Genomic DNA, 12,266 nt, shown 5'->3' on the forward strand with positions numbered 1-12,266 from the left:
GCGGATGTCGGAGACCACCGGCGCGCAGGCGACGGGTGAGCGGGTCGAGGAGCTGCTGGCCGAACTGGCCGCGCTCGGCGACCCCCTCGCCCGCGCCAGGGCCGAGGAACTGGTGCGGGCGCTGGTCGGCCTGTACGGCGCGGGCCTCGAACGCGTCATGGAGATCGTGACAGAGGAGGAGGCCACGGGGGTGCTGCGCCGGGTGACCTGCGACCCTCTGCTGTGCGGGCTGCTGGCGGTGCACGACCTGCACCCGCTGGACACCGGCGAGCGGGTACGGCTCGCCCTTGAGGAGGTCAGGCCCCACCTGGGCGGCCACTCGGGGGACGTGGAACTCGTCTCCGTCGAGGAGGACACCGGCGTGGTACGGCTGCGCCTGCGCGGCGCCTGCGACGGCTGCCCCTCCTCCAGGATCACGGTGCGGCACGCGATCGAGCGGGCGGTGACCGGGGCGGCCCCCGAGGTGGTCCGTGTCGAGGTCGAGGGCATGGTCGAGGGCGCAGCCGGGGACGGCTCGCTGCTGCAGATAGGCACCAGGCCGCCTCCCGGGCCGTGCCCGGTCCCGGAACCGGGAACACAGCCGGGCGCGCGGTCAGGGGCGGGGACGGTGGCGCGGTGAGCACGGGACTGCGGCGCTTCAGGGAGCCGGCCGTCCCCGGGCCGCCGGTAAGCCCGGGGGCGCGGTGCTGCGAGCTGTGCGCCGAACCGATCGGCGAACGGCACGCCCACGTGGTGGACGTCGGCGGCCGCGCCCTGATGTGCGCCTGCCGCGGCTGCCACCTGCTCTTCACCACCGAGGGGGCGGCCATGGGCAGGTTCCTCGCGGTGCCGGGCCGTCACCTGTACGCACCCCGCCTCGCCCTGTCGGAGGCCGACTGGCAGGAGCTGCGGATCCCCGTGCGGATGGCGTTCTTCTTCCGCAACTCGGCACTCGGCCGTACGGTCGCCCTCTATCCGAGCCCCGGAGGGGCGACCGAGTCCGAACTGCCCGCGGAGACCTGGGAACGGGTCCTGGCGGCCAACCCCGCCCTCGCCGGCGTCAGGGCCGACGTCGAGGCGCTGCTCGTCGACCGGGGGCCGGACGGCTTCGCGGGACATCTGGTGCCGATCGACGCCTGCTACGAGCTGGTCGGCCTGGTCAGGACTCTGTGGAAGGGCTTCGGCGGCGGACAGGAGGCGTGGGAGGCCATCGACTCCTTCTTCGCGGACCTGCGTGAACGCGGCCAGGTCGTCGGTGGGCCCGCCGGTGAAGGGGGCGGGGGCCGTGACTGACCTCGGCTTCTCCTGCCTGGACGCCCGCCCCGACCCCTTCGCGGCCGCCCCGACGCTGCTCTTCCGGTTGCGCCTGACCGAGCCGGACGGCGGCAGGGTGCAGGCCGCCGTGCTGCGCTGCCAGATCCGCGTCGAGCCGCGCCGCCGCCGCCACACGCCCCGGGAGGCCGAACTGCTCGGCGACCTGTTCGGCGACCCCTCCCGCTGGGGCACCACGCTCACGGCGCTGCAGTTCGCCAATGTCTCGGCCACGGTGCCCGGCTTCACCGGCGAGACCGAGATCGACCTGCCGGTGCCCGTCACCTACGACCTGGAGGTCGCGGCGGCCAGGTACTTCGCAGCCCTCGACGACGGCGAGATCCCGCTGATCCTGCTGTTCAGCGGCACCGTGTTCACCCGCACCCCGCAGGGCCTGTCCGCCGGGCAGGTGCCCTGGGACCGGGAGGCGCGCCACCGGCTGCCGGTGGCCGTGTGGCGTGAGCTGATGGACCGCCACTTCCCCGGGCAGGGGTGGCTGCGGCTCGACCGGGAGACCCTGCGCGAGCTAGGCCGCTTCAAGTCCGCCAGGGCGCTGACCACCTGGGACGAGACCGTGCGGGCGCTGCTCGCGCAGACGAGGGAGGCCGCCGGATGAGCACCCCGATGGAGACCGCCCGGCAGGTCGCCGACACCGTGCTGTACGAGGGGTACCTGCTCTACCCCTACCGGGCGTCGGCCGCGAAGAACCGGACACGCTGGCAGTTCGGGGTGCTCGTGCCGCCCGGCTACACCGCGACCGCCGAACCGTCCCGCTGCCAGACCGAGTGTCTCCTCCAGGCGGGAGAGGAGGCGACGGTCCACGTCAGGCTGCGCTTCCTGCACCTGGTCGCCAGGACCGTCGAACGGCTCGAAGCCGACGGCGCCCACCGGCCGGTCCCCTCCCTGCGGATCGGCGAGGAGACCCACCTGAGCTTCGACGAGGCCGTCGAGCGGGAGTGCGAGGCCGTCCTGCCGCTGGCGGAGCTGCTCGGGGCCGGACGGACCCTGGAGGCGGGCTTTCCCGGGGGCCGTACGGCCGAGCCGCTCCTGGCCTCCTCGGGGCGGGCCGCAGGCCGTGTCGTGCGCGAGCACCTGCCGGTCGAGGTGGTGGTGCGGATCGGCGCCGAACGGCTCGCCGGGCCGTACGGGCCGGTCAGGCTGCGGGTGCGGGTGGAGAACACCTGCGACTGGGAGCCGGGGCCGGAGGCGGGCCGTGACGACGCGCTGCGCAGGTCGCCGATCGCCGCCCACACGCTGCTCGCGGTCACGGGCGGGGAGTTCCTGTCCCTGCTCGACCCGCCGGAATGGGCGGGAGAGGCGGCGCGCGCCTGCCGGAACCTGCACACCTGGCCGGTGCTCGTCGGCGAGCCGGGACGGCGCGACGCCGTGCTCTCCGCGCCGATCATCCTGTACGACCACCCGGCCGTCGCCCCGGAGAGCCCCGGCGACCTCTTCGACGCCACCGAGATCGACGAGATCCTCAGCCTCAGGACGATGACCCTGACCGAGGAGGAGAAGCGGGAGGCGAGGGCCACCGACCCGCGGGCCGCCCGCATCGTCGAGCGGACCGGGGACATGCCGGGCGAGATGCTCGAACGGTTGCACGGCGCCATCCGCTACCTGCGCTCCTGCGGGCCGGAGCCCGTACAGGAGGAACAGGGGCGACAGCCGGTGCCGTGGTGGGACCCCGGCGCGGACACCTCGGTCTCCCCGGGGAGCGACGGCGTCGTCGTCGCGGGGGTGACCCTCGCCCGGGGCAGCAGGGTCCGGCTGCTGCCCGGCGGGGGCGCCTGCCCGGGGGCGCCCGGCGGGCGCCGCGCGGACGCCCACGACATGTTCCTGACCGGGCGGGCCGCGACGGTCGAGGCCGTCCTGCTCGACGTGGACGGCGTCCACCACCTGGCCGTGACCCTGGAGGACGACCCGGGAGCCGACCTGCAACGCGCCCAGGGCCGCTTCCTGTACTTCTCGCCGGACGAGGTCGAGCCGCTCGACGGCGCCCCGTCGGAGGGGGAGGGCCGATGAGCGGCGGGATCCTGGTGGCGGGCGTCGGCAACGTCTTCTTCGGCGACGACGGGTTCGGCGTCGAGGTCGTCAGGCTGCTCGGCGAGCAGGGGCCGCCGGAGGGCGCCGTGGTGGCCGACTTCGGCATCCGCGGAGTCCACCTGGCCTACGAGCTGCTGGCCGGGTACGACGGCCTGATCCTCCTCGACGCCGTCCCCAGGGGGGAGCGGCCGGGGACGCTGTCGGTCATCGAACCCGGCATCGACCGGGGGACCCGGGACGAGGCGCCGCTCCTCATGGGGGCGCTCGGCGACTCCCACGGCATGACGCCGGACGCGCTGTTCGCGCTGTTCGGCCCGCTCGGCGTCACCACCGAGCCGGTCCTGCTCGTCGGCTGCGAGCCCGCCGACACCTCGCCGGGCATGGGACTCAGCGAACCGGTCGCCCACGCGGTCCCCGTGGCCGCGGGGCTCGTCCGGGAGCTGGTCGCGGAACAGGTCGCGGCGTCAGGCGCCGCGCGTATCGAGAGGGGAAGGACATGATCGGGAAAGTGCTGCTGCTGACGGCCGCCGCGGGGGTGGCGGTCGTGATCGCCGTCTCCCTGCCCGACATCCTGCGCTACAAGCGGATGAGGGAGATGTGACCGGCCGGTACGGCCCCGCGCGGGCCACCCGGGGTGAAGGACCGACACGAGAGGCGGCGGGGCCGTGCACGAGTTCGGAATAGCCGAGGCGGTGCTCGACGCGGTCGAGCGAAGGGCCCGGGGACGCAAGGTGGCGCGCCTGCGCGTGCGGGCCGGGGCGATGCTGCGGATCACCGGGCCCGCGTTCGACCAGGCGTTCTCCCTGGTCGCGCCGGGCAGCGTGGCGGAGGGCGCCACGGCGGACCTGGTCGTGGTGCCCGCCAGGCTCACCTGCCGCTCCTGCGGCGAGGACCGGGAGACCTACGACGCGCTGGCCGTGTGCGGTGGCTGCGCGAGCACCGACGTCGACCTGCTGGGCGGCGACGAGCTGACCCTCGAATCCATCGAGCTTGAGGAGGTGGTGAGCCATGTGTCTGGGGATTCCGGGGGAGATCGTGGAGATCCTGGCGGATCACACTGACCTCGCGAGGGTCGACGTGAGCGGGGTACGGCGGGCGATCAACGTCGGCCTGCTCGAAGGCGAGGAGCTCAGGCCGGGCGACTGGATCCTCATCCACGTCGGCTTCGCCCTCTCGAAGATCGACGAGGACGAGGCGAAGGCCGCGATGGAGTTCCTGGAGAGCATCGGCCAGGCGTACGACGACGAACTCGCCGCACTCAAGGAGTCCTCACTGGACCCCTTCGATCCGATCGGCCGGGGTGAGGCGTGATGCGTTTCGTCGACGAGTACCGTGACGCGGAGAAGGCGCGGGCCCTCGCCGCGAAGATCGCGAACCTGTGCGAACCGGGGCGGCGCTACAAGTTCATGGAGGTCTGCGGCGGCCACACCCACACCATCTACAAGCACGGGCTTGAGGACCACCTGCCGGAGAACATCACCCTGGTGCACGGCCCCGGCTGCCCGGTCTGCGTCATCCCGATGGGACGGGTCGACGACGCCATCCACATCGCCGAGCGGCCAGATGTGATCATGACCTCCTTCGGCGACATGATGCGGGTCCCCGGCGGGCGGGGCTCGTTCTTCGACTCCATGGCCCAGGGCGCCGAGATCCGCATGGTCTACTCACCGCTGGACGCCCTCAAGATCGCCCGGCAGAACCCGGACAGACGTGTCGTCTTCATGGCGATCGGCTTCGAGACCACGGCTCCCTCGACCGCCATGACGGTCATGCGCGCCGAGGCCGAGCGGATCACCAACTTCTCCGTCTTCTGCAACCACGTGACGATCATCCCCGCGATCAAGGCCATCCTGGACTCCCCGGACCTGCGCCTTGACGGGTTCATCGGCCCCGGCCACGTCTCGACGGTCATCGGCTGCGGGCCGTACGAGTTCATCGCCCGTGACTACGGCAAACCGCTCGTCGTCGCGGGGTTCGAGCCGCTCGACCTCCTGCAGTCGATCTACATGCTGCTGCTGCAACTGGCCGAGGGGCGCTCCGAGGTGGAGAACCAGTACGCCCGCGTCGTGCCGTGGGAGGGCAACCCCAGGGCGCTCGCCGCCGTCAACCAGGTGATGCGGCTGCGGCCCTACTTCGAGTGGCGCGGCCTGGGGTTCATCTCCCACTCCGCGCTCGGCATGCGGGAACGCTACGCCGTCCACGACGCGGAACAGATCTTCGGCATCCCCGGCGTCCGGGTGGCCGACCCCAAGGCCTGCCAGTGCGGCGAGGTGCTCAAGGGCGTGCTCAAACCGTGGGAGTGCAAGGTGTTCGGCACCGCCTGCACCCCGGAGACCCCGATCGGCACCTGCATGGTCTCCTCGGAGGGGGCCTGCGCGGCCTACTACAACTTCGGCCGTTTCTCCCGGGAACGGGTGCGGGAGGCGACACGGTGACCGGCGCCGAGGGAACCGCGGCCTGGGCCGAGGCCCTGGTCCGCGAACACGAGAACCAGACCGTACGGCCGGGCCGCGAGGAACAGGTCCTCGAACGCGTCGACCGGGCACGCCGCCGCAAGGCCACGGTGCGGGAGGAACACATCACCATGGCCCACGGGGCGGGGGGCAAGGCGACCCAGTCCCTGGTCGAGGCGGTCTTCCTTGAGTCCTTCCGCAACCCGCTGCTCGAACCGCTCGAAGACGGCGCCGTGTTCGACGCCGGCACCCAGCGCCTGGCCCTGACCACCGACTCCTACGTGGTCTCCCCGTTGTTCTTCCCCGGGGGGAACATCGGCGACCTCGCGGTCAACGGGACCGTCAACGACCTGGCGATGTGCGGCGCCCGCCCGCTGTACCTCTCGGCGGGCTTCATCCTGGAGGAGGGGTTCCCCGTCGGCGACCTCAGGCGCGTCGTCGCGTCGATGGCCAAGGCGGCGCAGGCGGCCGGGGTCCGGATCGTCACCGGCGACACCAAGGTGGTGCAGCGCGGCAAGGCCGACGGGTGCTACGTCAACACGGCCGGGGTCGGGCTGCTCGACCGGCCCGGCGCCCTGGGTGTGGCGGGGGCACGCCCCGGCGACGCCGTCATCGTCTCCGGGCCGGTCGGCGAGCACGGCGTCACCATCATGCTCGCCCGGGGCGAACTGGACATCGAGGCCGACCTGGTCTCCGACACGGCGCCGCTGAACGGGCCGGCCGCCGCGCTCCTTGACGCCTGCCCCGGCGCCGTGCGCTGCATGCGCGACGCGACCAGGGGCGGGGTCGCCACGATCCTGAACGAGATCGCGCGGGCCTCCGGCGTCGCCGTGGTCGTCGAGGAGGACGCGGTCCCGGTACGGCGGGCCGTACGCGGCGCGTGCGAACTGCTCGGCATCGACCCGCTCTACGTGGCCTGCGAGGGACGTCTGGTCGCCGTGGTCGACGGCGCGGTGGCGGACGCCGCGCTGGCGGCCCTGCGCGCGCACCCCCTCGGCGAGGGCGCCGCGCTCGTCGGCCGCGTCGGGCAGGACCCCCCGGGGCTGGTGCTGCTGAAGACCGGTTTCGGCGGCACCCGCATCGTGGACCTGCTGGTCGGCGACCCGCTGCCCCGCATCTGCTGAGGGAACCGCCCACAGCCGCCCACAGACGTGCCCAGACGCCCACGGACGCACGGGCCAGCGCCGGACGTCGCGGGCGCCCGCGTCAGTGCCGGACCGGGCGCCCGCGTCAGTGCCGGATGTCGCGGGCGCCCGCGACGACGGCCTGGCCCAGGCTGACGCCGCCGTCGTTGGGCGGCACCCGCCCGTGCGTCAGCACGTGGAAGCCGTCCTCCTCCAGGAGGGCGGCGGCCCGCACGAGCAACAGCGCGTTCTGGAACACGCCCCCGGAGAGCGCGACCGTGGACGGCCCGCCCGCCCGCCTGACCCGGGCGCAGCCCTCGGCGACGATCCGCGCGACCGTGTTGTGGAACCTGGCGGAGACCACCCCGGTCTCCGTGCCCGCCCGGACGTCCTCGGCGACCGCCGCGACCAGGTCGGTCCCGTGGACGACGAAGGGGGCAGAACCCGTCAGGCGGAAGCCGTAACGGCCCGTCTCCGCCGGGTCGGCGAGCCGTTCCCACTCGACCGCCGCCTGCCCCTCGTAGCCGATGACGTCCCGGACGCCCGCGACCGAGGCCACCGCGTCGAACAGCCTGCCCGCGCTCGACGTCAGGGGGGCGTTCACCCCGCGTCTGCCGAGCGCCAGGACCCCCTCCCAGGCCTCGGCGTTGCGCCGTACGACGTCCAGGTCACCGGGTACGGCACCGCCGTACGCTGCGTCGAGGTAGGCGGCGGCCATCCGCCACGGCTGCCTGACCGCCGCCGCCCCGCCGGGCATCGGCACCGTGGCCAGATGACCCGCCCGCTCGAAGGAGACCAGGTCGGCCACCAGGAACTCCCCGCCCCACAGCGTCGCGTCCGGACCGTAGCCGAGCCCGTCGAAGGCCACCCCGATCACCGGCCCCGCGACCCCGTTGTCGGCCAGGCACGAGGCCACGTGCGCGTGATGGTGCTGCACCGCCACCGGGCGGGCCCCCGCGAGAGGCCCCTCAAGGGCGAGCGCGTACTTGGTCGACAGGTACTCCGGGTGCAGGTCGTGGGCCACCACCTCGGGGACGACGTCGAACAGCCGCAGGAAGTGGCCGACCCCCTCGGTGAAGGACCGGAACGTCTCGTAGTTCTCCAGGTCGCCGATGTGGTGGGAGACGAAGGCGTGGGCGCCCCTGGCCACGCAGAAGGTGTGCTTCAGCTCCGCGCCGCAGGCCAGCACGGGCCCGGGCAGGGCGCGGGCGAGCGGCAGCGGGCGCGGGGCGTACCCCCGGGAGCGCCGCAGCGGCAGCTCACGACCCCGCAGGACCCGCACGACCGAGTCGTCGGTGCGCGTGTGGATCGGCCGGTCGTGGACGAGGAAGGCGTCGGCGACCCCGCCCAGGCGGGCCAGCGCGTCCTCGTCGCGGTAGGCGATCGGCTCGTCGGAGACGTTGCCGCTGGTGAGCACCATGGGCGCGTCCAGGCCGCGCAGCAGCAGGTGGTGCAGCGGGGTGTAGGGCAGCATCACCCCGAGCCACCGGTCCCCGGGCCTCTCACCGGAAGGGCCGCCGGAGGGGGCCACGGAGGGGGCGACGAGACGGGCGCTCTCCTCGCGCCCGCGCAGCAGCACGATCGGGCGCGCCCCCGAGGTGAGCAGCCGCTCCTCCGCCTCGTCCACCTCGCACAGCACCCGCGCCGCCGCCAGGCCGGCCACCATCACCGCGAAGGGCTTCTCCATCCGGTGCTTCCTGGAACGCAGCGCCGCGACGGCGGGCTCGCGGGAGGCGAGAGCGGCCAGGTGGTAACCGCCAAGCCCCTTGACCGCGAGCACCCCGCCGCCGCGCAGCAGCCGTACGGCCTCCTCGACCGGGTCGCCCGGCAGCGGGCCGCCCACGGGGCCGAGCAGCCGCAGCCGGGGGCCGCAGGCCGGGCAGCACACCGGCTGGGCGTGGAAGCGCCGGTCCGCCGGGTCGTGGTACTCCCGCGCGCAGTCCGCGCACATGGCGAAGCCCGCCATCGTGGTGTTCGGCCTGTCGTAGGGGACGTCCCGCACGATCGTGAACCGGGGCCCGCAGTTGGTGCAGTTGACGAAGGCGTAGCCGTACCGCCGGTCCGCCGGGTCGTCCATCTCGCGCAGGCAGTCGTCGCAGGTGGCCACGTCGGGGGAGACGAGCGTCCGCCGCGGCCCGCCCCCGGAGCTGCCCGCGATGGCGAAGCGCGTCTCACCCGTCGCCGTCGCGGGCCGCGTGCTGACCCGTTCGACGGTGGCCAGCGGCGGCGGGCTCGCGCTGAGCGCCGCGGTGAACTCCGCCACGAGGGCCGGAGCCCCCTCGACCTCGATGAACACCCCGCGTTCGTCGTTGCCGACCAGTCCGCCGAGGCCGAGCCGCACCGCCAGGCCGTACACGAAGGGGCGGAAGCCGACTCCCTGCACGACGCCCTCGACCCTGATCACGGAACGCACGCGGGTGATCACCCGATCATTGTCGGCCGGGCGGGCGGGAGGCCGCAACGAGGCGCGCCCCGCGCACCCGCCCCGGTACGGACTCCCGCACGGCCGTCCGGCTCACAGTGTGTCGTCGCGGACCTTCGCGAACAGGCGCGACGCGGCGGCGCGGTCCCATTCGAGCCTCATGGGATCCACGGCGGACGGGCGGACGGGCACCGTGAGGAACTCGACGGAGCCGGGGGCCGTCCCGTCCAGGCTCCCGGCGATCGCCCGCAGCGTCGCCAGGTCGAGCCCGCGATCCGCCTTGACCCATTTCGCGGCCTCGCCGAGGAAGGCGGAGAGGAGGACGGGGTCCGACGTCAGGCCCGCGACCTTGCGCGTCAGGGACTTCATGAACCGCTGCTGGCGGCCGATCCGCTCAAGGTCGGAGCCGTCGCCCAGGCTGTAGCGCATCCGCACGTAGCCGAGCGCCTGGTCGCCGTTGAGCACCTGCCTGCCCTTGGGGAGCCGTACCTTCGCCTTCCGGTCCTCGACCGGGGCGGACAGGGTGACCTCGACTCCGCCGAGGGCGTCGACCATGCCCTTGAAGCCGGAGAAGTCCACCTCGACCGCGTGGTCGACGCGGACCCCGGTCAGGGTCTCGACCCGCTTCCAGAGGCAGGTCATGCCGCCTTCGGCGAAGGAGGCGTTGATCATTTCGATCCTCGCGGGAACGGTCTTGCCCGCCGGACTCGAACAGGAGGGAACCAGGACCATCGAGTCCCTGGGGATGCTGATGACGGAGACCCGCTCGCGGTCGGCGGACAGGTGCACCAGGAGCAGTGTGTCGGCGCGCGCGGCGTTCGCCCTGGGGTCCCCGACGTCCTCCCCGCGGCTCCTCCTGGCCCCCGCCTGGCCGTCGGTCCCGGCGACCAGCACGTTGATCGCCTCGTTCGCCTTGACCGGGCGCGCCCCCACCGGGGAGGGCACCTCGTGGCCCCGCAGCAGCAGGTTCGGGACGACGAGCACGGCGGCGGTGGCCGCGGCGGCCAGGGCGAGCATCACCGCGCCGCGCGCACCGGGCCTGCGCGGCCATCGGCGTCCACGTCTCCCGCCGTCCAGGGAGCCGTCCAGGGCGCCGAGCAGGCGTCGCCGCTGGCCGTCGAGCGCGGCGGCGGACGGTTCGTGCTCCAGTTCGCCGCCGAGGGCGCGGAGCGTCGTCAGGTCGTCCATGGTCACTCCTCCTCGTGCATCGGGTTGGTCTCGCCGAGCGCCGCGCGTATCTTCCTGCGGGCCCTGTTCAGCCGGGAGCGCACGGTGCCGACCGGGACACCGAGGGAGCGGGCGGTCTCCTCGTACGACAGGTCGCCCCAGGCGATCAGCAACAGGACGTCACGGTCCCTGGGCGGCAGCCCCGCGAGCGCCTCCGCGAGCACGGGCCTGCAGGCCAGGGCGGTGACCTCGGCGGCCACCCGGTCGGCCGGGTTCTCGACCACGCCCTCCCCGGGGCTGCGCCGCAGCGCACGGTACCTGGCGGCCTCGGTGCGGTGGTGCCTGGAGAGGAGTTTGGTCACGATGCCGAACAGCCAGGGACGGGCGTCGGCGTAGGCCAGGTCGTAGCGTCTCCTGCGGTCGAAGGCGACCAGGAACGTCTCACCGACCAGGTCCTCGGCCGTCTCGGGGCCGAGCCTGCGGGAGACGTACCGGTAGAGCATGCCGGCGTAGCGGTCGAACAGCGCGGCGAACGCCTCAGGACGTGTCCAGGACTCGCGTACCAGGTCGCGGTCACACGTGCCGGTCGTGGGCGGTGCGGTCATCGTCGGCACCATGGCATCGGGCCGGCCTTTCCGTAGGGGCAGGGGTCGGCGATGTCTCGCCACAACCCCCCGATCGGGTTCACGCCCCGCTCCCGGGCCTCGGAGTGGGACTCCTCTACAGTTCCGGCCATGACAACGCAGAAGTATCTGTCGGACCTGTTCTCACTGGACGGCAGGGTCGCCGTGGTGACCGGCGGGAGTTCCGGCATCGGCCGCTGCATCGCGGGGGCGCTGGCACGCGCCGGGGCGGCCGTCGTGGTCGTGGCGCGCAGGCCGGAGGAACTGGCCGCCACGACCGCCGAGCTTGAGGCCGACGGCTGCCGCGCCGCCTGGGTCAGCGCCGACCTGAGCACCCGCGAGGGCGTGCGCGCCGCGGCGGAGGAGGCGGTGAAGGCCTTCGGGGAGCCCGACATCCTCGTCAACAGCGCCGGGATCAACCAGCGTCCCCCCATGGGGGAACTGGGCGAGGACGTGTGGGACATCACCATGGCCGTCAACCTGGAGGCGCCCTACCTGCTGGGGCAGCGCTTCGGGCCGGGCATGGCGGAACGGGGGTTCGGCCGGATCATCCACATCAGCTCCCAGCAGGCGCACCGGGCCTTCGTGCAGAGCGGCGCCTACGGCGTCTCCAAGGGAGGGCTCGAATCGCTGTCACGCTCCCAGGCCGAGGCGTGGTCGCCGTACGGCGTCACCTGCAACACGCTCGTGCCCGGGTTCGTGATGACACCGCTCAACGCGCGGCTGTCGTCCGACCCCGAGCGGGTCGCCGCGCTGGCCGCGCGGACGATGATCGGCCGCAACGGCCTGGCGGAGGACTTCGCGGGCGCGGCGGTCTTCCTGGCGAGCCGCGCCTCGGCGTACGTCACCGGGCAGTCGATCTTCGTGGACGGCGGGCTCTCCGTCCACTGAGCGGGGCCTCAGGGGCCGACGAGGCAGAACTCGTTGCCCTCGGGGTCGAGCATCACCTGGAAGACGCCCGCCGCGTCACGCACCGGCCCGCCACAACGGCGGCCGCCGAGGCTCAGCGTGCCCTCCGCAGCCGCGACGACGTCCTCGACGGCGACGTCCAGGTGGAGCCGGTTCTTGCCCGCCTTGGCCTCGGGAACCCGCTGGAAGGCCATCCTGAGCCCGCCCGGGGGGTCGAGACTGGACCAGGCGG

General features: G+C 73.5%; 15 protein-coding genes. 11 read left to right on the top strand and 4 right to left on the bottom strand.

What is annotated here, in order from left to right; all coding sequences use genetic code 11:
- The first annotated feature begins 4 nt into the window (after nt 1-4).
- From ACFOYY_RS40045 to hypE, 10 genes are all read left to right on the top strand, one after another.
- Nucleotides 5-619: a NifU family protein gene (locus ACFOYY_RS40045; RefSeq protein WP_386196572.1), complete on the top strand. Its 615-nt coding sequence runs from the start codon at nt 5-7 to the stop codon at nt 617-619.
- Nucleotides 616-1,272: a DUF5947 family protein gene (locus ACFOYY_RS40050; RefSeq protein ID WP_386196574.1), complete on the top strand. Its 657-nt coding sequence runs from the start codon at nt 616-618 to the stop codon at nt 1,270-1,272. The genes ACFOYY_RS40045 and ACFOYY_RS40050 overlap by 4 nt, the downstream gene beginning before the upstream one ends.
- Nucleotides 1,265-1,906: a DUF6084 family protein gene (locus ACFOYY_RS40055; protein ID WP_362911814.1), complete on the top strand. Its 642-nt coding sequence runs from the start codon at nt 1,265-1,267 to the stop codon at nt 1,904-1,906. Before ACFOYY_RS40050 ends, ACFOYY_RS40055 begins: the two co-directional genes overlap by 8 nt.
- Entirely contained in the window at nt 1,903-3,315 is a 1,413-nt protein-coding gene (locus ACFOYY_RS40060; protein WP_386196576.1) for a hypothetical protein, read from the top strand. Before ACFOYY_RS40055 ends, ACFOYY_RS40060 begins: the two co-directional genes overlap by 4 nt.
- Nucleotides 3,312-3,836 (top strand): hydrogenase maturation protease, encoded by a 525-nt coding sequence (locus ACFOYY_RS40065; RefSeq protein WP_362911816.1) that lies wholly within the window; start codon nt 3,312-3,314, stop codon nt 3,834-3,836. The genes ACFOYY_RS40060 and ACFOYY_RS40065 overlap by 4 nt, the downstream gene beginning before the upstream one ends.
- Nucleotides 3,833-3,937: a DUF6893 family small protein gene (locus ACFOYY_RS40070; RefSeq protein ID WP_386196579.1), complete on the top strand. Its 105-nt coding sequence runs from the start codon at nt 3,833-3,835 to the stop codon at nt 3,935-3,937. Before ACFOYY_RS40065 ends, ACFOYY_RS40070 begins: the two co-directional genes overlap by 4 nt.
- A gap of 64 nt (nt 3,938-4,001) precedes the next feature.
- Entirely contained in the window at nt 4,002-4,397 is a 396-nt protein-coding gene (locus ACFOYY_RS40075; RefSeq protein ID WP_352016499.1) for a hydrogenase maturation nickel metallochaperone HypA/HybF, read from the top strand.
- A complete protein-coding gene (locus ACFOYY_RS40080) occupies nt 4,372-4,647 on the top strand; it encodes a HypC/HybG/HupF family hydrogenase formation chaperone (protein ID WP_362911817.1) in 276 nt (91 codons plus the stop codon). Before ACFOYY_RS40075 ends, ACFOYY_RS40080 begins: the two co-directional genes overlap by 26 nt.
- Nucleotides 4,647-5,771 (top strand): hydrogenase formation protein HypD, encoded by a 1,125-nt coding sequence (hypD, locus tag ACFOYY_RS40085; protein WP_352016497.1) that lies wholly within the window; start codon nt 4,647-4,649, stop codon nt 5,769-5,771. Before ACFOYY_RS40080 ends, hypD begins: the two co-directional genes overlap by 1 nt.
- Complete coding sequence (hypE, locus tag ACFOYY_RS40090; RefSeq protein ID WP_386196582.1) at nt 5,768-6,913, top strand: hydrogenase expression/formation protein HypE; 1,146 nt, start codon at nt 5,768-5,770, stop codon at nt 6,911-6,913. The genes hypD and hypE overlap by 4 nt, the downstream gene beginning before the upstream one ends.
- Nucleotides 6,914-7,019: 106 nt before the next feature.
- Here hypE and hypF read toward each other — a convergent pair whose 3' ends face one another.
- The 3 genes from hypF to ACFOYY_RS40105 form a co-directional block, all read right to left on the bottom strand.
- The gene (hypF, locus tag ACFOYY_RS40095) at nt 7,020-9,338 is read right to left on the bottom strand and encodes a carbamoyltransferase HypF (RefSeq protein ID WP_386196585.1); all 2,319 of its coding nucleotides are present in this window, start codon (nt 9,336-9,338) and stop codon (nt 7,020-7,022) included.
- Nucleotides 9,339-9,428: 90 nt separating this feature from the next.
- Entirely contained in the window at nt 9,429-10,523 is a 1,095-nt protein-coding gene (locus ACFOYY_RS40100; RefSeq protein WP_386196588.1) for an LCP family protein, read from the bottom strand.
- A 2-nt stretch (nt 10,524-10,525) separates the two neighbouring features.
- Complete coding sequence (locus ACFOYY_RS40105; RefSeq protein ID WP_362911820.1) at nt 10,526-11,107, bottom strand: RNA polymerase sigma factor; 582 nt, start codon at nt 11,105-11,107, stop codon at nt 10,526-10,528.
- A gap of 129 nt (nt 11,108-11,236) precedes the next feature.
- On the opposite strand from ACFOYY_RS40105, the gene ACFOYY_RS40110 reads away from it, so the two are divergent.
- The gene (locus ACFOYY_RS40110) at nt 11,237-12,016 is read left to right on the top strand and encodes an SDR family NAD(P)-dependent oxidoreductase (RefSeq protein WP_386196590.1); all 780 of its coding nucleotides are present in this window, start codon (nt 11,237-11,239) and stop codon (nt 12,014-12,016) included.
- A gap of 8 nt (nt 12,017-12,024) precedes the next feature.
- Here the strand turns inward: ACFOYY_RS40110 and ACFOYY_RS40115 are convergent, their stop codons facing one another.
- Nucleotides 12,025-12,228 carry a VOC family protein gene (locus ACFOYY_RS40115; protein ID WP_386196592.1) on the bottom strand — a complete coding sequence of 68 codons (204 nt, stop codon included), beginning with the start codon at nt 12,226-12,228 and terminating at the stop codon, nt 12,025-12,027.
- Nucleotides 12,229-12,266: the final 38 nt, after the last annotated feature.

The organism is Streptosporangium jomthongense, assembly GCF_042650425.1.
Taxonomy (GTDB): domain Bacteria; phylum Actinomycetota; class Actinomycetes; order Streptosporangiales; family Streptosporangiaceae; genus Streptosporangium.

What these genes read in the sequence shown, in the direction of transcription:
- ACFOYY_RS40045 (WP_386196572.1), top strand. Translation starts at nt 5, where the DNA reads ATGTCGGAGACCACCGGCGCGCAGGCGACGGGTGAGCGGGTCGAGGAG.
- ACFOYY_RS40060 (WP_386196576.1), top strand. Translation starts at nt 1,903, where the DNA reads ATGAGCACCCCGATGGAGACCGCCCGGCAGGTCGCCGACACCGTGCTG.
- ACFOYY_RS40065 (WP_362911816.1), top strand. Translation starts at nt 3,312, where the DNA reads ATGAGCGGCGGGATCCTGGTGGCGGGCGTCGGCAACGTCTTCTTCGGC.
- ACFOYY_RS40070 (WP_386196579.1), top strand. Translation starts at nt 3,833, where the DNA reads ATGATCGGGAAAGTGCTGCTGCTGACGGCCGCCGCGGGGGTGGCGGTC.
- hypD (WP_352016497.1), top strand. Translation starts at nt 4,647, where the DNA reads ATGCGTTTCGTCGACGAGTACCGTGACGCGGAGAAGGCGCGGGCCCTC.
- ACFOYY_RS40100 (WP_386196588.1), bottom strand. Translation starts at nt 10,523, where the DNA reads ATGGACGACCTGACGACGCTCCGCGCCCTCGGCGGCGAACTGGAGCAC.
- ACFOYY_RS40105 (WP_362911820.1), bottom strand. Translation starts at nt 11,107, where the DNA reads ATGACCGCACCGCCCACGACCGGCACGTGTGACCGCGACCTGGTACGC.
- ACFOYY_RS40110 (WP_386196590.1), top strand. Translation starts at nt 11,237, where the DNA reads ATGACAACGCAGAAGTATCTGTCGGACCTGTTCTCACTGGACGGCAGG.
- ACFOYY_RS40115 (WP_386196592.1), bottom strand. Translation starts at nt 12,228, where the DNA reads ATGGCCTTCCAGCGGGTTCCCGAGGCCAAGGCGGGCAAGAACCGGCTC.